Below are 19056 nucleotides of genomic sequence, written 5' to 3'. Positions count from 1 at the left end.
CCTACCAGCCCATCTGCCGCGCAGCCAGTTCCTTCATGATTTCCTCGGCACCGCCGCCGATCATCATCACCTTGACCTCGCGGTAGATGCGCTCGCTCACCGTGCCGCGCATGAAGCCCATGCCGCCCAGGATCTGCACCGCCTGGTCGGCGCAGAACTGCATCGTCTGCGTCGCGTGGTTCTTGAGCATGCAGATCTGCGCCACCCACTCGGGCGCGTTGAAGCGACCGGCCGCCTCGTGCGCATCGCCCTCGGCCGACACGGCTTCGAGCCACGCCTCGGTGGATGCAATGCGCATCTGCATGTCCACCAGCTTGTGGCGCACCGCCTGATGCTCGATGAGCGCAGAGCCGAAGGTCTTGCGTTCGCGCGCCCAGGCCAGCGCCTCGTCGAGGCAGGCTTGCGAAAAGCCCAGCGCGCCGGCCGCCAGCCCGATGCGCTCGCCGTTGAAGTTGCCCATGATCATGCGGAAACCCGCGCCTTCGTCGCCAAGCAGATAACGCGCGGGCACACGCACGTTGTCGAAGTGCAGCGTGGCCGTGTCGGAGCACAGCCAGCCCATCTTCGACAGGCGCGTGCGACCAAGGCCGGCCGAATCGCCCGGCACCAGCAGCATCGAGATGCCGCCCGCGCCGCGCCCTTCGCCAGTGCGCACGGCCACCGTGATCCAGTCGGCGCGCATGCCCGAGGTGATGAAGGTCTTCTCGCCGTTCACCACGTAGTGATCGCCGTCGCGTTTTGCTGTCGTGCGCAGCGCCGCCACGTCCGAGCCGCCACCGGGTTCGGTGATGGCGAGCGCCGCGATCTTCTCGCCGCGCAGCACCGGCGGCACCACTTCCTGGCGCACCGCATCGCTGCCATGCAGCACCACGGGCGGCAGGCCGATGTTGTGAGAGAACAGGCTGGCCAGCACCCCGCCGCTCTTGCCGTGGCGCGCGAGCGCGATCCATGCGGGCAGCTTGAGCGTGTAAGAGGCAGGCGTGCCGCCCAACGCCTCGGGATAGCTCAGGCCGAGCAACCCCAGTTCGGCGGCGCGCGTGTACAACGCGCGCGGAAACTCGCCCGCGTCGTCCCATGCCTGCACATGCGGCGCGATCTCGCTTTCGGCAAAGCGCCGCACCGTGTCGGCGAGCGCCGCGCGGTCGGCCTGCAGTTCGGCGTCCATGTTGCTGCGCTTCAGCCGCGCTGCGGCGGCCGCTTGGCGATGCCCATGGTCTTCGCGAGGATGCAGAGCATCACCTCATCGGCGCCGCCACCGATCGAGCCCAGCCGGCCGTCGCGGTACAGGCGCGAGACGCGGTTTTCGAGCGTGAAGCCCATGCCACCCCAGAACTGCAGGCAGGTGTCGGCCACCTGCCGCGTGAGGCGCCCGGTCTTGAGCTTGGCCATCGACGCCAGTTCGAGCACGTCCTCGCCCTGCACATGCAGATCGCAGGCGCGGTAGGTGAGGGCGCGTAGCGCTTCCACCTCGGTCTTGAGTTCGGCCAGCTTGAACTGCACCCACTGCTGGTCGGCCAGCGTGCCGCCGAACATCTGGCGCTGCTGCGCCCATTCGATGGTCTGCGCGATGCAGTCCTCCATCGATTCGAGCGAACTCGCGGCGGCCCACAGCCGCTCTTCCTGGAACTGCTGCATCTGGTAGATGAAGCCCTGGCCCTCTTCGCCGATGCGGTAGCGCTGCGGCACGCGCACGTTGTCGAAATAGATGAGCCCGGTGTCGCTCGAGTTCATGCCGATCTTGCGGATCTTCTTGGCCTTCTCGATGCCGGGAAGGTTCATCGGCACCATCACCAGCGACTTGTTGCGGTGCACGGGGCCGTCGCTGGTGTTGACCAGCATGCACATCCAGTCGGCCTGCAGGCTGTTGGTGATCCACATCTTCTGGCCGCTGATGAGGTAGTCGTTGCCGTCCTTGCGCGCATGGCTCTTCAGGCCCGCCACGTCGCTGCCCGCGCCGGGCTCGCTCACGCCGATGCAGCCGACCATGTCGCCCGCGATGGCCGGTGTCAGGAACTCGCGGCGCAGTTCATCGCTGCCGAAGCGTGCGAGCGCCGGCGTGCACATGTCGGTCTGCACGCCAATCGCCATCGGCACGCCGCCGCAACTGATATGGCCCAGCGCCTCGGCCATGGCCATCGCATACGAATAGTCGAGCCCGGCACCGCCGAAGGCCTCGGGCTTGTTCAGGCCCAGCAGGCCGAGGTTGCCGAGCTTCTTGAAAACCTCGTGCGCGGGAAAGATCTCGGCCGCTTCCCATTCGTCCACATGCGGGTTGATCTCTTCGTCGATGAAGCGGCGCAGGGTCTTCTGGATTTCGAGGTGTTCGTGGGTGTACTGCATGTTGTTTGTCTCCGGTCAATCGTTCGATTCGTTCTTCGGCGGTGTCTGGAACACGCGCGGCGTCTGCGCCAGGTGAAAGCCATCGAAGGGCCGCACCGCCGCGCGCTGCTGCGCCTGTGCATCGGGCAGCGCCATCGGCCAGCCCATGCGCACCTGCGGCCGCGCGCCGTCCACGCGCAGCACGCTGCCGCTGATGAAGCTGGCGGCCGGGCTCAGCAGGAAGGCGATGGCGGCGGAGGTCTCGGCTTCGTTGCCGAAGCGGCCCGCGGGCACGGTCTTGCGCATGGCGCGCAGCATGTCGCCGGCCTCGGGCGGGTAGTGGTCCATGCCGCTCGATGCGATGTAGCCCGGCGCCACCGCGTTCACGCGCACGCCGCTGGCGGCCCATTCGAGCGCCGCGGTTTCGGTGAAGCTCACCATGCCGGCGCGCGCGGCGCCGCTGTGGCCCATGTTCGGCATCGAGCCCCACATGTCGGCCACGATGTTGACGATGGCGCCGCCGTTCGCGCGCATGCTCTGCACGAAGCATTCGCGCGCCACGAGAAAACCGCCGGTGAGGTTGGTGTGGATCACCGCTTCCCAGCCCTTGGCCGAGATGTCGGCCAGCGGCGTGATGTACTGGCCGCCGGCGTTGTTGACGAGGCCGTCGATGCGGCCGTGCGCGGCAACGATGGCCGCGACCGCCGTGCGCACGGCTTCTTCCTGGCGGATGTCGAAGGCCTGCGTGCTGGCCTTGCCGCCGGCCTCGATGATCTCGGCCTGCACGACCGCGAGCTTCTCGGTGTTGCGGCCGACCAGCACGACTTGCGCGCCGAGCGCCGCCAGTTCGTGCGCGGTGCAGCGGCCGATGCCCGAGCCGCCGCCAGTGACGACGATGACCTGCCCGCCGAAAAGGCCGGGCGCGAAGACGGAGCGGTAGCGGGAAGAGGGGGCGTTCATGCGAAAGACTTCCGGGGCATTGAAAGAAAGAAGAGAGAGGCGATGATCGTCATGCGTCGGCGATCTCGGCGACCACATGGCGCGCGGCCACCTGGGCGCCCACGGCCACATGCAGTGCGGCGACACGGCCGGCGCGCGGTGCGCAATGCACGTGTTCCATCTTCATGGCTTCCAGCGTGATGAGCGGTTGTCCGGCCGCGACGGCATCGCCTTCGGCCACCAGCAGGGCGATCACGCGGCCGTTCATCGAGGCGCGCAGCAGGCCGTCGCCACCGGCGGTGTCTGCACGTGCTTCGGTGACATGCGTGAGGTCGTGCAGCTCGAAGGATCGGCCATGGAAGTGAATCCACAGAGGGCCGGCGGCTTCGCGCACTGCAAGTGCTTGATCCGCCACGTCTTGGCACGAGAAGCGCACGGTGCCATCGCCCGGCCGGGCCAGCAGTTCGACCCGCGTGGGCGCTTCATCGTCCAGCGCCACATCGAAGCGGCCGGTGCCACGCGGCGTCACGCGAGCCGCATGCACCTTGCCGTCGAGCGCGAATCGCAGGGCATTGGGGAGCGTGTGCGCGAGCGGTGAAGGCCAGCCGCGCTCACCCAGTTGAAGCAGCAACGCAGCGAGCAAGGCGGCATGCGTGTCGACCGCCGCATCGGGCGCAAGCAGCGCATCGAGGTGATCGGCGATGAACGCCGTGGTCGCACCGCCGCTTGCAAACACGTCGTGCGAGAGCACGCGTTCAAGCAACTGCTGGTTGGTTGCAAGGCCCAGTGCCACCGTGTTCTGCAGGCCCGCAATCAGCCGGTGCCTGGCTTCATCGCGCGTGCGGCCATGGGCGATGAGCTTGGCGATCATCGAGTCGTAGAAGGGCGGCACGACCGCACCGTCGCGCAGTGCGTGCTCGGTGCGCAGAGCTGCTGCCGGCCGCCAGGCGGCGAGCGTGCCGCTCTGCGGCATGAAGCCCTGCTGCGGGTCTTCGGCGCACAGCCGCACTTCGATTGCGTGGCCGGTGATGTGCACGTCCTGTTGCGTCAGCGGCAAGGGCTCGCCGGCCGCGACGCGCAGTTGCAGCTCGACCAGATCGAGCCCGGTCACCGCTTCGGTCACCGGGTGCTCCACCTGCAGGCGCGTGTTCATTTCCATGAACCAGTACTGGCCTTCGGCATCGAGCAGGAATTCGAGCGTCCCTGCGCCTTCGTAAGCGATGGCCTTCGCGGCGGCGACGGCGGTGGCGCCCATGCGTTCGCGCAGCGCTTCGGACACGGCCGGCGATGGCGCTTCTTCGACCACCTTCTGATGCCGACGCTGCACGGAGCAGTCGCGCTCGCCGAGATGGATGGCATTGCCGTGCCGGTCGGCGAACACCTGGATTTCGATGTGGCGCGGCGCGACGATGGCGCGCTCCAGGATCACCGTGGCGTCGCCGAAGGCATTGAGCGCTTCGGACTGCGCGCTCTGCAGCAACTCCGCAAACGACGCGGCCGAGGTCACGAGCCGCATGCCGCGCCCGCCGCCACCGGCGGTAGCCTTGATCATCACGGGCCAGCCGATGCGCGCGGCTTCGGCTGCGAGCTTGGCGGCGCTTTGATCTTCGCCCTGGTAGCCGGGAATGCAGGGCACGCCGGCCGCCTGCATCAGCCGCTTGGCGCCGGCCTTGTCGCCCATCGCGCGAATGGCCTCGGGCGAGGGGCCGATGAAGACCAGCCCCGCGTCGCGGCAGGCTTGTGCGAACTCTGCGTTCTCCGCAAGAAAGCCGTAGCCGGGGTGCACCGCATCGGCACCACTGGTGCGCGCGGCTTCGATGAGGGCAGCGATGTTCAGGTAGCTTTGCGCGGGGAGCGATTCGCCGATCCACACGGCCTGGTCGGCTTGCCGCACATGTTCGGCATTGGCGTCGGCGTTCGAATACACCGCGACGGTGCGGTAGCCCATGGTGCGCGCGGTGCGCATCACGCGCACCGCGATCTCGCCGCGGTTCGCAATCAGGATCTTGTGGAATTTTTTCATGGCCGTGCCACCGAGAACTGCATGGCCTGCGGCGTGCGCGCATCGGCATCGCGGCACACGGAAAGCACTTCGGCCAGCACCGCGCGGGTGTCGCGCGGGTCGATCACGCCGTCGTCGAGCAGCAGCGCGCTGGTGGTGAACACGCTCATCTGCCGGTCGAAGCGCTCGACGATCTGCTGCTGCATCGCATCGATCTTCGCGGTGTCGACCGCGCCCTTGCGCGCCATGCCGGCCTCCATCACGATGGCCATGGTCTTGGCGGCCTGCTCCCCGCCCATCACGGCGGTGCGTGCGTTGGGCCACGAGAAGCAGAAGCGCGGCGCAAAACCGCGCCCGCACATGCCGTAGTTGCCTGCGCCGTAAGAGGCGCCGCAGTGCAGCGTGATCTGCGGCACGGTGGCGCTGGTCACGGCCTGGATCATCTTGGCGCCGTGCTTGATGATGCCGGCCTCTTCATGCGCGCGGCCCACCATGTAGCCGGTGATGTTCTGCAGGTAGACGATGGGCGTGCGCGACTGGCAGCAGGCCTGGATGAAGTGCGTGGCCTTGGTCGCGCCATCGGAATCGATCGGGCCGTTGTTGGTGATGATGCCGACCGCATGGCCTTCGAGCCGGATGTGGCCGCAGACGGTGGCGCTGCCGTAATGCTCGCTGAATTCCAGGAACTCCGAGCCATCGGCGATGCGCGCGATGACTTCGCGCATGTCCACCGGACGGCGCCCGTCGCTCGGCATGATGCCGAGCAGGTCGTCTGCGTCGTAGCGCGGCGGCGCGAACTTGCGGGGCGCTTCGTCGCGCGCCCAGTCGATGCCGCCGAGGATCGAGCGCGCGATGCGGATGGCGTCGCGATCGTCTTCGGCCAGGTAGTCGCCCAGGCCCGAGATGTGGGTGTGCATCACGGCGCCGCCCAGTTCTTCTTCGGTCGCGATCTCGCCGGTGGCGGCCTTCAGCAGCGGCGGCCCCGCGAGAAAGGCCCGCGTGCGGTCGCGCACCATCACGATGTAGTCGGACAGCCCCGTCTGGTAGGCGCCGCCTGCGGTCGATGAGCCATGCGTCACCGTCACTACCGGCAGGCCTGCAGCCGAGAGCCGCGCGAGGTTGCGGAAGATGTTGCCGCCGCGCACGAAGTCCTGCACGCGGTATTGCATGAGATTGGCGCCGGCGCTTTCCACGAGCTGCACATAGGGCAGCTTGTTCTCGAGTGCGATCTCCTGCACGCGCAATTGCTTGTCCAGGCCCATCGGCTGCAGCGCGCCGGCATCGATGCCGGAGTCGGAGGCGTTGACCACGCAGCGAACGCCCGCCACCTGGCCGATGCCCGAGATCAGCCCGCCGCCGGGCACGCTCTTCGACAGGTCGGGGTTGTCATGGCCCAGCCCCGCGAGCGAGGCGAGCGGAAGGAAGGGCGCGCCGGTGTCGAGCAGCAGCGCGATGCGTTCGCGCGGCAGGAGCTGCCCGCGCCTGGCAAAGCGCTCGGCCGATGCGCCGGAGGCCGCGGCGGCGCGGGCCTCGTGTGCACGCACCTGTTCGAGCAGGGCGAGCATGCCGGTGCGGTTGGCCTGGAAGGTGTCGCTGGCCGCGTGCAGCCGGGATTCGATGACGGGCATGAAGAGTCTGTGCAGATCGCTTGTTGGAGGTCTGCACAGACTGTAGGCCGCGGGCGCCGGGCCCGCTTGTGCCAACTAGCTGGTCAGCTGGTGCGTGCGCGGCGCTGCGTGGGCGGCGCGTCGAGGCTGCTGCCGGTGACCACCCAGTAGATGAAGATCAGCACCGCGCCGGCCGTGCCGAACACCGTGAGGCCCATGGAGCTGCCGCCGATGGCCAGCGCATCGGCGGGCGCCGCGGCGATGCAGACCATGCTGGCCGCGCTCATGCCCACGTAGTGCATGGTGCAGACCGCCACGCCCATCACGGCGGCGGCCGCGACCTTGTGGGTGAACTTGTTCAGGTTGAACGCCAGCCACAGGGCGGCGGCGGCCGCGGTGATGGCGATCAGCACCGACAGGCCGACCGTGGCGATGTTGAAGTCCATCGACGCGCGCATGTTCATCGCGAACATGCCCATGTAGTGCATCACGCACACGCCGAGCCCGGCCAGCAGGCTGCCCGCCGCCCAGCCCGACCTGCTGAACTTGCGCCGGCCGCCGGCCATGTACAGGGCAATGCCCGAGATCAGGATGGCCGCCACCAGCGACACCACCGTGAGCGGCATGTTGTAGGAGATGCCGACCGGCAGCCGGTACGCCAGCATGCCGATGAAGTGCATCGACCAGATGCCGATGCCGCCCAGCGCCACCGCGGCGCAGGCCACGACGGCGAGGTTGGGTTTGCCGTCCGCGCCCACCATGCGCCCGGCGCAGATGAGCGCCACCAGCGAGCCGGCGAATGAGATCAGGAAGGAGAGCGCCACCAGCCCGAGCGAGTATTCGGGCGATAGCAATTGGCCTACGACGAGCGGAGTCATGCGTTGTCCCTTCAGGAAAGAACGCCTGGGCAATACCCCCGACAGCCGGATGCGATCGGGACGCCACGAGACGTCCCGACCAGTCTGTAATATTTGTTTTTAAAAGTAAATTGAAATTTACACTTATTGTTACGTCACCTTACGGCGCGGATACGATATATCGAATTGTTGCGATCGGCGGCCATGTAGATCGTCCCGTCGCTGCCCACGGCAACGCCCGTGACCACGTAGGGCGGCGGCAAACCGGGCCCCGGCGCAAGGCCGATCGGCAGGTTCTCGGCCACGGTGCGGCGGCTGCCATTGGCCGGATCGATCTCCACCAGCCGGCGCGCCGCGCTCTCGGCCACGATGAAGCTGCCCCACGGCGTCTGCGCCACGCCTTCAGGCAGCGCCAGCCCGTCGGCCACGGTGCGCAGCGGCGCGCTGGCGTCCAGTGGGATGCGCAGCAGCTTGCCGGCCGCCTCGGTGACGTAGAGCGCGCCGTCCTGGCCGACGATCATCTGCACCGGGCCGCTCAGGCCGCTAGCGAGCACCAACTTGTCGGCAAACTTAGGCCCGCTTGCGCGGGTGATGCTGCCCGCCGCCAGCTCGGCGTAGATCACGCTGCCGTCGGCCATGGGCACCGCATCGAACGGCGTCTTCAGGCCGTGGATGGTCTCGACGGTCTTGAGCGTCTGGCGGTCGACCAGTTGCACGGTGCCGCCGAACCATGAGCTGAGCGCGAACAGCTTCGCCGACAGCCCGACCGCGAACGGATAGTCCAGGTCCGGATCGCGCTGCATGCGGAACACGTCGCGCACTTCGCCGGTGCGCACGTCGACATGGCGAAAGCCGAAAACGTCGGCCACCCAGAGGTCGTTGCCGTCGATCTTCATGCCGGCCGGCACCGCCACCTTGCCGCTGGTGAGCGTGCGCAGCTCGCCCGTGGCCGGGTTGAAGGACTGCACCTCGTTGTTGGCCATGTTCGACACATAGATCATTCCGTCCGATGCGATCGCCAGGTTGTCGAGCGACGGGCGCAACTGCTTCGCCACCGTCTTGCGGCCGGTGGCGAGGTCCACCCGCACCAGCTCGCCGCTGCGCGCATCCACCACCCAGAGGTTGCCCTTGCCGTCGAGGTTGGCCGCGGCCGGGATCTTGAAGCCCTCGGCGATCACCGTCATCGCGCCGTTCGCCGGATCGATCTTCACCACCTGGCCCTTGAACCACAGCGGCCCGTAGAGCATGCCGTCGGGCCCGACCTCGAAGCCGTTGAAGCCGCCCATGTCTTTCTTGATGAGCCGGGGTGGCTTCTTGCCGTCGCGGTCGATCTCCCACAGCGCGTCGCCCAGGAACACCTGCGAGGCGTAGAGCTTGCCGTTGCGGCGGTCGAAATCGAGCGAGTTCAGGCCGGGCAGGTTCTTGGCGAGCACGCGCAGCGGCGCGGTGTCGCTCTCGCGGTAGCGCAGCTTGCCCATGAGGTAGTTGGTCCATGCCAGCTCGCCGTTGGGGCCGACTGCGATGTCGTCGGCCTGGCCTTCGGGCGCGTCGATGAACACTTTTGCCGCGCCGGTGGCGCGGTCCACTTCCCACAGCGTGTTGCCCAGCACGCTGCCCGCGAGCAGGCGGCCCTTGGCATCGATGGCCAGGCCATGCACGCCGGCGAAGGAAGAGGGCGCGACCAGCACTTCGGGCGCGGCCCAGGATGCGGGCCGCGTGGGCGGTGTCGCCGGCAAGGACGGCGCGGCCGATGGCGCCGATGACGGCGGCGCGGACACCGGTGGCGTCAGCGTGCCGCAGGCGCCCAGCAGGGCGACGATGGCGGCCAGTGAGGCGGCGTGTAGGCGAGTGCGGGGCATGCGTTCTTCTCCTCTTCTTGTGTGCGCGCAGCAGTCTAGGAGGCGGACGTGTCAGCCGCGTCCCCGCGGGGACAGGATGCGCACTTTCGTTCGCTGTGGATTACCCGCAGCCTTCAGCTCTTGCCAAGCCTTCTTCGCTCAGCCGCGCAGCAGTTGCGTGACGGTGTGGATCAGCAGCCCCACCAGCCCACCCACCAGCGTGCCGTTGATGCGGATGAACTGCAGGTCGCGCCCGATGTTGCGTTCGAGTTCGAGCGTCATCTCCTCGGCATTCCACTCGCCCACGCGCTCCTCGATGTAGCGGCGGATGTCCTCGCGGTAGCGCTCGATGGCCAGCGGCGCGGCGGCCTCGATCTGCTCGTTGATCCAGCGGCGGATCGGCTCGTCCGCCTGCAGCCGCGTGCCGAGGGCGCCGGCCATCGACGCGATGCGCTGGCGGATCGTCGAATTGCCACGGCCCAGGTCGTCGTGCAGCCACGCCAGCAGCTCGCCCCACAGCCCGTGCAGGTAGTCGCCCAGGGCCGGGTGCGCGATCAGCTCGGCGCGGATCTGCTCGCCGCGCTGCTGGAACTCGGGGTCGAGCTTCAGCCGCACCACGAAGTCGTCGACGAAGTGGTCGAAGCGCTTGCGCATCGGATGGTCGGGCTCGGCCGCCAGTTCGCCGATGGTGCGCGCCACCGCCGCCACGATCTTGCGCGTGGCGAGCTTGGCCGCCACCTGGTCGAGGCCCACGTAGCGCAGCGTCTTGATCTCGCGCGCAATCGCCTCGGTGATGTGCGCCTGCATCTCCTCGCCTTCGAGCAGGCCGGCCACCTGCTGCAGCACGTCGTCGAGCAGCGCCTGATGGCGCCCGCCCGCCGTGAGCGCATCGAGTGCCTGCCCGGTCAGGCGCGAAAGGTCGATCTTTGCCAGGCCCGCCGCAGCGGCGCGCCCCATGAAGTCGCGCACCCGCTCGTCATCGAAGGCTGAGAGCCCGTAGCGCGTGGCGGCCACGCCCCATTCGCCCAGCTTCTCGCCGCTCGCGGGGCGGGCCAGCCAGTCGGCGATGCGGCCGGCCGCATCGAACTGGCGCAGCTTGGCCAGCACCTGCGCGGTGCTCAGGAAGTTGTTGCAGATGAAGCCAGCGAGCTTGGCGCCGATGCGGTCCTTGTTGCTCGGGATGATCGCGGTGTGCGGAATCGGCAGGCCCAGCGGGCGACGGAACAGCGCCACCACCGCGAACCAGTCGGCGATGGCGCCGACCATCGCGGCCTCCGCGAAGGCCGCCACATAGCCCCAGGCCGGATGCTGCGCATGCAGCGCGCTCGCCGCCGCATACAGCAGGGCCGCCGCGCACAGCAGGCCGAGCGCGACGCGTTTCATGCGACGCAGCGCGTCGCTGCCGTTGTCGTCAGCCAATGACCGGCGAGGTGGCCAGGCGTTCCATGAACAGCTCGCAGCGCGCGAGTTGTTCCAGGCTCACGAACTCGTCGGGCTGGTGCGCCTGCTCGATGCTGCCGGGGCCGCACACCACCGTGGGGATGCCGGCGTTCTTGAACAGGCCCGCTTCGGTGCCGAAGGCCACCAAGGTGGTGCGATCCTCGCTCGCCAGCCGTTGCGCGAGCAGCGTGATCGGGTCGTTGGCTGCGCCCAGGAAGCTCGGGATCTCGCAGATGGTCTCGAACTTGAAGCCCGCATCGGGCGCCACCTTCTTCATCGCCGGCTCGATGCTGCCTGCGTAGGCCACCACGTCGGCCTGCATGCGCCGGGCGTCGGCCGTGGGCAGGTCGCGGAATTCATAGCGGAACTCGGCGTCGCGCGGCACCACGTTGTCGGCGATGCCGCCGTGGAACTGGCCCACGCTGGCGGTGCTGAAGGGCACGTCGAAGCCCTCGTAGCGCGGCTCGTTGCGCTCGAAGTCTTCCGCCATGTCGCGCACCTTGCCGATCACGCGGGCCGCCATCTCGATGGCGTTGACCGACTTGGGCGTGAGCGACGAATGCGCTTCCTTGCCGCGCACGCAGCACTTGTAGCGGTACACGCCCTTGTGCGCGATGGCCGGCACCATGCTGGTGGGTTCGCCCACGATGCAGGCCAGCGGCTTGATGCCGGCATCGCGCATGTCGGCGATGAGTTCCTTCACGCCGAAGCAGCCGATTTCTTCCTCGTAGCTGAAGGCGAAGTGCACCGCGAAGGGCGAGTCGCTTTCCAGGAAGCGGTGGGCATTGGCCAGTGCGATGGCAATGAAGCTCTTCATGTCGGCCGAGCCGCGCCCGTAGAGTTTGTCGTTCTGCACCACGGCGGACAGCGGATCGACGCTCCAGTCCTGGCCGTCCCAGGGCACCGTGTCGGTATGGCCCGAGACGATCACGCCGGCCGGCTTGCCTTCGCCCAGCGTGGCGAACAGGTTCGCCTTGGTGCGTTCGGCGTTGTAGGTGATGCGGCTTTTCACGCCCAGGGCCGCAAGGTGGCTCTGCGCGAAGTCGATCAGTTGCAGGTTGCTGTTGGCGCTGATGGTGTTCATGCGCACCAAAGTTTGGGCCAGCAGAAGGCTTTGGGGGGAAAGCGTGTGGAGCATGCAACACATTCTCCCGGAAGTCGGTGCCGCGCGTCGACTGACGTTCAAGCCGTCATGCGAAGCGGGTAGGCTGCCTCTTTTTTGGACGGAGATAAAGCCCATGCGCACCCTTCAGATCGCCCTGACCGCGACCGCCGCCCTGTGCGTTGCGGCCTGCAGCACCACCGGCCCCTCCAACAAGCTGCTGACGCTCGACGGCAATCCGCCGCTGGTCATTGCCCATCGTGGTGCATCGGGCTACCTGCCGGAAGAAACGCTCGAAGCCTATTCGCGCGCCATCGAACTGGGCGCCGACGTGATCGAGATGGACCTGGTCTCCACCAAGGACGGCGTGCTCATCGCCCGCCATGACCCCAACCTGGCCATCAGCACCGACGTGGCCAAGCACGCCCAATTCGCCTCGCGCAAGAAGACCATCAAGGTCGACGGCGAAACCCAGACCGGCTGGTTCAGCAACGACTTCACGCTGGCTGAAATCAAGACGCTGGGCGGCATCTCCACCGACGCCGAGCGGGCGCAGGAATACAACGGCAAGTTCAAGGTCGTGACCTTCCAGGAGATCATCGATTTCGCCAAGGCCAAGACGAAGGAAACCGGCCGCACCATCGCGATCTACCCCGAGTCGAAGAACCCGACCTACTTCCGCGAACTCGGCCTGCCGCTGGAAGACAAGATGATCGCCGCCATCGTCGCCGCCGGCTGGAACAACAAGACCGCGCCCATCTACGTGCAGTCCTTCGAGCCCGGCAGCCTGAAGTACATGAAGAGCAAAGGCCTGAACACCAAGATCATTCAGCTGATCGACGGCGACAGCGTCGACCTGAAGACCGGCGCCGTGACCTTCGCCGTGCCCAGCGACCGCCCCTACGACTGGACCAAGGCCGGCGACAAGCGCAACTTCGACGCCATGGTCACGCCTGCAGGCCTGGCCGAAATCAAGACCTATGCCGACGGCATCGGCCCGTGGAAGCGCTACATCGTCAGCATCAAGGGCACCATCGGCGCCGACGGCAAGCCGGTCGACGTGAACAAGGACGGCAAGATCAACGACGCCGACGCCACCTCGATGGCCCCGACCACGCTGATCGCCGACGCGCACAAGGCCGGCCTGTTCGTGCACCCCTTCACCTTCCGCAACGAGTCGCGCCGCCTGGCGTCCGACTACAACAAGGACGGCAAGAACGAATACGGCGTGTACTACAAGCTCGGCGTGGACGGCGTGTTCACCGACTTCACCGACACCGCACTCGCCGCGCGTACCGAGTACCTCAAGAGCATCGGCCGCTGAAGTCGGCGGCTTTCTTCAGAAGGTCGTCGGATGGCCGGCACTGTCGGTCTCCGACACCTTGAAGCGCGCCAGCTCGGCGCGCAGCCAGGTGCCCGCCTTGCCGAGCGGGCGTGCCTTGTTCCAGAGCAGGTCGACACCCAGCAGCCAGTCGGTGTGCGGGTAGGCGCCCAGCTGTAGCTCGACCAGCTCGCCGTCGGCCAGTTCGCGCTGCACCAGCCGCCGCGGCAAGGTGGCCCATCCCAGGCCGGCGCGCGTCATCTCCAGCAGCGCCAGGTAGCTTTCGGCGCGCCAGCATCGCGTGGCGCCCAGGTACTCGGTGGTGGGCAGCCGCTCGCTGTGCGCGCTGAAGGCGAGCCGGCGATGCCGGTGCAGGTCGGTGAAGTTCACCGCCGCCATGGCCGCCAGCGGATGCCCGCGCGCCGCCACATGCGCCATCACCAGCTTGCCCATCTGCACGAAGTCCAGCTCGCGCGCATAGCCCGGCTGCGCGAACCCGATGCCGAGCTGCGCATCGCCCTGTTGCACGAGTGCGCTGACATCGCCGTGCAGCGGATGCCGCACTTCCAGGTCGACATACGGAAACTGCTCGGCAAAGGCCGCGAACGCCGGCATCAGCACGTTGTAGGGGATCTCGATGGCCAGCGTGAGGCCCGACTCGACCGACTCCGCCAGGCTCTGCGCATGGCCTTCCAGCGCCAGGCAACGGTCGAGCACGCCGTTGGCTTCGCGCAGCATGCGATGGCCGGCTTCCGTCAGCGTGGGGATCTTGGTCGCGCGGTCGAACAGCGCCACGCCCAGGTCGACTTCGAGGTTGCCGATGGCCGCGCTCACCGTCGATTGCGTCTTGCCGAGCTGACGCCCCGCCGCCGAAAAGGAACCGGCCCGCGCCACGGCGGCAAAGGTTTCGAGCTGCTCCAGCGAATAGCGCACGGCGTCCTTCTTCCATCGAAAAAAACGATGAATACTAACTTTGACGCCCGATGCAGGCCATCGATCATCCGCCCCGTCCAGCCACAGAGCCGGGCGAGAAAAACAGCTCACACACAAAACGCGGAGACTTTCGATGACCCTTTCTTCCGGTGTCCACCCCGTGGACGAAGTGCTGCCCCCGCAGCAGATGGCAACCTACGGCCTGCAGCATGTGCTGGTGCTCTATGCGGGCGCGGTGGCGGTGCCGCTGATCCTGGGCAGCGCGCTCGGGCTCACGCAGGCGCAGGTCGTGACACTGATCAATGCCAACCTGCTGACCTCCGGCATCGCGACGCTGATCCAGACCCTGGGCTTCTGGAAGTTCGGCGCGCGGTTGCCGCTGGTGCAGGCCTGCTCGTTCATCGCGCTGGCGCCGATGATCATGATCGGCAAGGAATACGGCCTGCCTCATGTGTTCGGCGCCGTCATCGCGGGCGGCGCGATCACGGTGCTGCTGGCGCCGGTCATCAGCCGGCTGCTGCGCTTTTTTCCGCCGGTGGTCATCGGCAGCCTCATCACCGTGATCGGCATTTCGCTGATGCCCGCCGCCGCGATCTGGCTGGGCGGCGGCAACCCGGACGCGCCCGACTTCGGCAGCGTGCAGAACCTGCTGCTGGGCCTGGCGACCATTGCCATCACGCTGTTCGTCTACGCGCGGTTCAGCGGCTTCGTCGGCAACCTCGCGGTGCTGCTGGGGCTGATTGCGGGCACGGCGATTGCAGCGGCCTTCGGGCTCACCGACTTCGTGCAGGTGGGCCATGCGGCGTGGTTCGAGGTGAGCGCGCCTTTCGCATTCGGCCTGCCCGCGTTCGGGTTGGCACCGATCCTGATCATGACGCTCGCGATGCTGGTCATCATGGCCGAGACCACCGGCAACTGCCTGGCCATCGGGCAGATCGTCGGCCGCCCATCGACCCAGGCGACGCTGGGCAACGCCTTTCGCGCGGACGGCCTCTCGACCATGATCGGCGGTGTCTTCAACAGCTTTCCGTACAACGCCTTCACGCAGAACACCGGGCTCATCGCGCTGTCGGGCATCAAGAGCCGCTACGTGGTGGCCTCGGCGGGCGCGATCATGGTGCTGATGGGGCTGTTTCCCAAACTCGGTGCATTGATCGCCTCGGTGCCCCGGCCGGTGCTCGGCGGCTGCGCGATCGTGATGTTCGGCATGACGACGGTGGCGGGCATCCAGGAGCTTTCGCGCGTCAAGTTCGAGGGCACGCGCAACGCGATCATCGTGGCGGTGTCGGTGAGCGTGGGCGTGCTGCCGATGTCGTTCCCCGCGCTGTTCGCGCATGCCAGCGGCCCGCTCAAGCTGGTGCTTGAAAGCGGCATCTTCCTGGGCGCTATCACGGCGGTGCTGCTCAATCTCTTGCTGAACCGGGGCACGGCGACAGTGACCGAAGAAGCGCCCGTTGCCGTGGCGCGCTGATCAATACAAACCTTTTTTCTCCTGACGAAGCTCTACTGACATGAACCACAGCCCACACAACGCCACGCCCGCCAACCTGTCCCCGCGCGACCTCGAACTGCTGCGCATGACCATCGCGCTGTCCGAAGAATCGAAGGCCCGTGGCCGGCATCCCTTTGCCGCGCTGGTGGCCGACGAGCACGGCGAAGTCGTCGTGACCGCCGGCAACAACTCGATGCCCCCCGAGGGCGACCCCACGCAGCACGCGGAGCTGGTCGCGGCCGCGCAGGCGGCGCGCCTGCGCACGCCGGAGCAACTGGCCCGCAGCACGCTGTTCACCAGCGCCGAGCCCTGCTGCATGTGCGCCGGTGCCATCTACTGGACGAACATCGGCCGCGTGGTCTATGCGCTTTCGGAACACGCGCTGCTCGGCCTGACCGGCGACCATCCCGAAAACCCGACCTTCTCGCTGCCCTGCCGCGAAGTTTTCGTGCGCGGCCAGCGGCGCGTCGAAGTGGTGGGACCGCTGCTCGAAGACGAGGCCGCGGCGCCGCATCGAGGCTTCTGGACCACAGGCCACTGACACGCCGACTGCGTGTTTTCCGCCGTGCTCCGAAATGCCGGAATGGATAGACTGGCGTTTTGAGACCACGCCATGAAACTCATTGATTCCCTCGTCACCCAGGCGGCCGGCATTGCCGCCGTCCGACGTGACCTCCACGCCCATCCCGAACTCTGCTTCGAAGAAGTCCGCACCGCTGATGTGGTGGCAGGCAAGCTCACCGAATGGGGCATTCCCATCCACCGGGGGCTCGGCACCACCGGCGTGGTCGGCATCATCAAGAACGGCACCAGCAACCGCGCCGTCGGCCTGCGTGCCGACATGGACGCGCTGCCCGTCACCGAACTCAACACCTTCGCGCATGCCAGCAAGCACCAAGGCAAGATGCACGCCTGCGGCCACGACGGCCACACGGCGATGCTGCTCGCAGCCGCGCAGCATCTGGCGAAGAACCGCAACTTCGACGGCACCGTCTACCTGATCTTCCAGCCGGCCGAAGAGGGCGGCGGCGGTGCCCGCGAGATGATCAAGGAAGGGCTGTTCGAGCAGTTCCCCATGGACGCCGTGTTCGGCATGCACAACTGGCCCGGCATGGCCGCCGGCCAGTTCGCCGTGAGCCCCGGCCCGGTGATGGCCTCGGGCAACAAGTTCCATCTGAACGTGATCGGCAAGGGCGGCCACGCCGCGCTGCCGCAGACCGGCGTCGACCCGGTGCCGATCGCCTGCGAGATCGTGCAGGCCTTCCAGACCATCCTCACGCGCAAGATGAAGCCGACCGATTCGGCCGTGATCTCGGTCACCACCATCCATGCGGGCGAAACCAACAACGTGATTCCCGACAACTGCGAGCTGTCGGGCACCGTGCGCACTTTCTCGATCGAGGTGCTCGACATGATCGAGGCGCGCATGAAGCAGATCAGCGAACACATCTGCGCGGCGCATGACGCCACCTGCGACTTCCGCTTCGAGCGCTACTACCCGCCGACCATCAACACCGAGGCCGAGGCCAACTTCGCGCGCCGCGTGATGGGCGGCATCGTCGGCGCAGAGAACGTGTTGAAGCAAGAGGCCGCCATGACCTCGGAAGACTTCGCCTTCATGCTGCAGGCCAAGCCCGGCGCCTATGCCTTCATCGGCAACGGCGACGGCGCGCACCGCGACGTGCACCACGGCGAAGGCCCGTGCACGCTGCACAACGCGAGCTACGATTTCAACGACGACCTGATCCCGCTGGGAGCCACCTGCTGGGTGCAGATCGCCGAGCAGTTCCTCAAGCCCGGCGGCGGTGCCCCATGATCGGCATCGCCGAAGCCTTCTCGCCGCGCTACGCGCAGGCACGCCAGAAATTCCTGCAGGGCTGCGTGAGCGCCGGCCTCACGGTCGAGCCGCATGCGCATCCGCTCAAGGGCCGCGACGGTGAAGACCTGTCGATGGACGTGGCGCTCGACGGCGATGCCAATGCCGAGCATCTGCTGATCGTCAGCAGTGCCTGCCACGGCGTCGAGGGCCATTGCGGCAGCGGCGTGCAGGTGTTCGCGCTGCACGACGCCGAATGGCGAGAGAAGGCCAAGGCGAAGGGTGTGGCGGTGCTGTATGTGCACGCGCTGAACCCGCACGGTTTTTCATACGGCCGGCGCGTCACGCAAGAGAACGTCGACCTGAACCGCAATTTTCTCGACTTCTCCAAGCCGGTGCCGGTGAACGAGCCTTACGCCAAGCTGCATGCGCTGCTGTTGCCCGACACCTGGCCGCCCACGCCCGACAACCAGGCCGCGATTGCGAAGTGGATCGACAAGCACGGCGCCACCGCGTTCCAGGCGGCCGTGACCAGCGGCCAGTACCAGTTCGACGATGGCCTGTTCTTCGGCGGCAAGGCACCGACCTGGAGCAACAAGACCATCCGCGAAGTGCTGCGCCGTCATGCGGGTCGCGCACGCCGCGTGGCCTGGATCGACCTGCACACGGGGCTCGGGCCCAATGGCCTGGGCGAACGCATCTTTGCCTGCCGCGACGATAAGGTGGCCTATGCCCGCGCCAACGCCTGGTGGGGTACGCCCGCGGCGCCGGTCACGTCGATCTACGACGGATCGTCGACCTCGGCGCTGCTGCGTGGGTTGATGTGGGACGCGATGTACGAAGAGTGCCCGCAGGCCGAGTACACGGGCATCGCGCTTGAATACGGCACGTTGCCGATGCTCGAAGTGACCGGCGCGCTGCGTGCCGATCACTGGCTGCACAAGCATCCGGAAGCGCCGTCCGACTTGGCTGACGGCATTCGTGCGCGGATGGTCGAGGCCTTCTATACGGACACCGATGCCTGGCGCGGGCAGATCGTCAGCCAGGCTCGGCAGGCGATGTTTCAGGCTGTGGATGGGCTTGCTGGCTGAGTTTTTTTGATGCGTTGAGTTTTGGTGCTGCTGTTTGTTCAGGGCACTGCTGTTCAGGGCGACGCTCCCGCCGACACGGTGCTCTTTTTCGCGAATGTCCCCCGCTTCGCTCCTCCTTTATTTCGCGAAAAAGAGCCCCGTATCGACGTGAGCGCTCAGAGCACTTGTTGATCAGCGATCACCAGCAGCGCGTCCATGTGCGAATGACACCAGGTGCTCCCCGCAGCGAAATAAAGGAGGAGCGAAGCGGGGGACATTCGCGGAGGGGAGCTCCTGGTGTCATTCGCACTCGCCCCGAA

The 19056-nt window shown here is 67.2% G+C and carries 15 protein-coding genes; 5 read left to right on the top strand and 10 right to left on the bottom strand.

Annotation, left to right across the window (positions count from 1 at the left end):
* Position 1 precedes the first annotated feature (1 nt).
* The 9 genes from ACSFB7_RS10410 to argE all read right to left on the bottom strand — a co-directional run bounded on the left by ACSFB7_RS10410 (position 2) and on the right by argE (position 12140).
* Positions 2–1165 (bottom strand): acyl-CoA dehydrogenase family protein, encoded by a 1164-nt coding sequence (locus ACSFB7_RS10410; RefSeq protein WP_435469661.1) that lies wholly within the window; start codon positions 1163–1165, stop codon positions 2–4.
* Between the two features lie 11 nt (positions 1166–1176).
* On the bottom strand, positions 1177–2340 hold the full coding sequence (locus tag ACSFB7_RS10405; RefSeq protein ID WP_435469659.1) for an acyl-CoA dehydrogenase family protein: 1164 nt from the start codon (positions 2338–2340) through the stop codon (positions 1177–1179).
* A gap of 15 nt (positions 2341–2355) precedes the next feature.
* A complete protein-coding gene (locus ACSFB7_RS10400) occupies positions 2356–3279 on the bottom strand; it encodes an SDR family oxidoreductase (protein WP_435469657.1) in 924 nt (307 codons plus the stop codon).
* A gap of 49 nt (positions 3280–3328) precedes the next feature.
* A complete protein-coding gene (locus tag ACSFB7_RS10395; RefSeq protein WP_435469655.1) occupies positions 3329–5281 on the bottom strand; it encodes an acetyl-CoA carboxylase biotin carboxylase subunit in 1953 nt (650 codons plus the stop codon).
* Positions 5278–6888: an acyl-CoA carboxylase subunit beta gene (locus tag ACSFB7_RS10390; RefSeq protein ID WP_435469653.1), complete on the bottom strand. Its 1611-nt coding sequence runs from the start codon at positions 6886–6888 to the stop codon at positions 5278–5280. Before ACSFB7_RS10390 ends, ACSFB7_RS10395 begins: the two co-directional genes overlap by 4 nt.
* An 83-nt stretch (positions 6889–6971) precedes the next feature.
* On the bottom strand, positions 6972–7745 hold the full coding sequence (locus ACSFB7_RS10385; protein ID WP_435469651.1) for an MHYT domain-containing protein: 774 nt from the start codon (positions 7743–7745) through the stop codon (positions 6972–6974).
* A 134-nt stretch (positions 7746–7879) separates the two neighbouring features.
* Entirely contained in the window at positions 7880–9583 is a 1704-nt protein-coding gene (locus tag ACSFB7_RS10380) for a Vgb family protein (protein WP_435469649.1), read from the bottom strand.
* Between the two features lie 138 nt (positions 9584–9721).
* Positions 9722–10981, bottom strand: a complete 1260-nt coding sequence (locus tag ACSFB7_RS10375) for a DUF445 domain-containing protein (RefSeq protein ID WP_435469647.1) — start codon at positions 10979–10981, stop codon at positions 9722–9724.
* Positions 10974–12140: an acetylornithine deacetylase gene (argE, locus tag ACSFB7_RS10370; protein ID WP_435469645.1), complete on the bottom strand. Its 1167-nt coding sequence runs from the start codon at positions 12138–12140 to the stop codon at positions 10974–10976. The genes ACSFB7_RS10375 and argE overlap by 8 nt, the downstream gene beginning before the upstream one ends.
* 100 nt (positions 12141–12240) lie before the next feature.
* Between argE and ACSFB7_RS10365 the strand changes: the two genes are divergently transcribed.
* A complete protein-coding gene (locus tag ACSFB7_RS10365) occupies positions 12241–13428 on the top strand; it encodes a glycerophosphodiester phosphodiesterase (RefSeq protein WP_435469643.1) in 1188 nt (395 codons plus the stop codon).
* A gap of 15 nt (positions 13429–13443) precedes the next feature.
* Here the strand turns inward: ACSFB7_RS10365 and ACSFB7_RS10360 are convergent, their stop codons facing one another.
* Complete coding sequence (locus tag ACSFB7_RS10360) at positions 13444–14358, bottom strand: LysR family transcriptional regulator (RefSeq protein ID WP_435469641.1); 915 nt, start codon at positions 14356–14358, stop codon at positions 13444–13446.
* Positions 14359–14491: 133 nt separating this feature from the next.
* On the opposite strand from ACSFB7_RS10360, the gene ACSFB7_RS10355 reads away from it, so the two are divergent.
* The 4 genes from ACSFB7_RS10355 to ACSFB7_RS10340 all read left to right on the top strand — a co-directional run bounded on the left by ACSFB7_RS10355 (position 14492) and on the right by ACSFB7_RS10340 (position 18757).
* Positions 14492–15829: a nucleobase:cation symporter-2 family protein gene (locus ACSFB7_RS10355; protein WP_435469639.1), complete on the top strand. Its 1338-nt coding sequence runs from the start codon at positions 14492–14494 to the stop codon at positions 15827–15829.
* 40 nt (positions 15830–15869) lie between these two features.
* The gene (locus ACSFB7_RS10350) at positions 15870–16391 is read left to right on the top strand and encodes a nucleoside deaminase (protein WP_435469637.1); all 522 of its coding nucleotides are present in this window, start codon (positions 15870–15872) and stop codon (positions 16389–16391) included.
* 72 nt (positions 16392–16463) lie between these two features.
* Entirely contained in the window at positions 16464–17666 is a 1203-nt protein-coding gene (locus ACSFB7_RS10345; protein WP_435469636.1) for a M20 aminoacylase family protein, read from the top strand.
* Entirely contained in the window at positions 17663–18757 is a 1095-nt protein-coding gene (locus ACSFB7_RS10340; protein ID WP_435469634.1) for a M14 family metallopeptidase, read from the top strand. The genes ACSFB7_RS10345 and ACSFB7_RS10340 overlap by 4 nt, the downstream gene beginning before the upstream one ends.
* Positions 18758–19056: the final 299 nt, after the last annotated feature.

This window comes from Variovorax raffinosi, assembly GCF_051216615.1.
In the GTDB taxonomy this organism is placed as follows: domain Bacteria; phylum Pseudomonadota; class Gammaproteobacteria; order Burkholderiales; family Burkholderiaceae_C; genus Variovorax.
Note: the sequence above shows the minus strand (reverse complement) of the source record. Positions and strands in the feature narration are given on the sequence as shown.

Bases quoted from the DNA above. Each gene is read 5' to 3' on its own strand.
- ACSFB7_RS10390 (WP_435469653.1), bottom strand. From the start codon at position 6,888: ATGCCCGTCATCGAATCCCGGCTGCACGCGGCCAGCGACACCTTCCAG.
- ACSFB7_RS10410 (WP_435469661.1), bottom strand. From the start codon at position 1,165: ATGGACGCCGAACTGCAGGCCGACCGCGCGGCGCTCGCCGACACGGTG.
- ACSFB7_RS10385 (WP_435469651.1), bottom strand. From the start codon at position 7,745: ATGACTCCGCTCGTCGTAGGCCAATTGCTATCGCCCGAATACTCGCTC.
- ACSFB7_RS10350 (WP_435469637.1), top strand. From the start codon at position 15,870: ATGAACCACAGCCCACACAACGCCACGCCCGCCAACCTGTCCCCGCGC.
- ACSFB7_RS10340 (WP_435469634.1), top strand. From the start codon at position 17,663: ATGATCGGCATCGCCGAAGCCTTCTCGCCGCGCTACGCGCAGGCACGC.
- ACSFB7_RS10405 (WP_435469659.1), bottom strand. From the start codon at position 2,340: ATGCAGTACACCCACGAACACCTCGAAATCCAGAAGACCCTGCGCCGC.
- ACSFB7_RS10395 (WP_435469655.1), bottom strand. From the start codon at position 5,281: ATGAAAAAATTCCACAAGATCCTGATTGCGAACCGCGGCGAGATCGCG.
- ACSFB7_RS10365 (WP_435469643.1), top strand. From the start codon at position 12,241: ATGCGCACCCTTCAGATCGCCCTGACCGCGACCGCCGCCCTGTGCGTT.
- argE (WP_435469645.1), bottom strand. From the start codon at position 12,140: ATGCTCCACACGCTTTCCCCCCAAAGCCTTCTGCTGGCCCAAACTTTG.
- ACSFB7_RS10400 (WP_435469657.1), bottom strand. From the start codon at position 3,279: ATGAACGCCCCCTCTTCCCGCTACCGCTCCGTCTTCGCGCCCGGCCTT.
- ACSFB7_RS10345 (WP_435469636.1), top strand. From the start codon at position 16,464: ATGAAACTCATTGATTCCCTCGTCACCCAGGCGGCCGGCATTGCCGCC.
- ACSFB7_RS10355 (WP_435469639.1), top strand. From the start codon at position 14,492: ATGACCCTTTCTTCCGGTGTCCACCCCGTGGACGAAGTGCTGCCCCCG.
- ACSFB7_RS10380 (WP_435469649.1), bottom strand. From the start codon at position 9,583: ATGCCCCGCACTCGCCTACACGCCGCCTCACTGGCCGCCATCGTCGCC.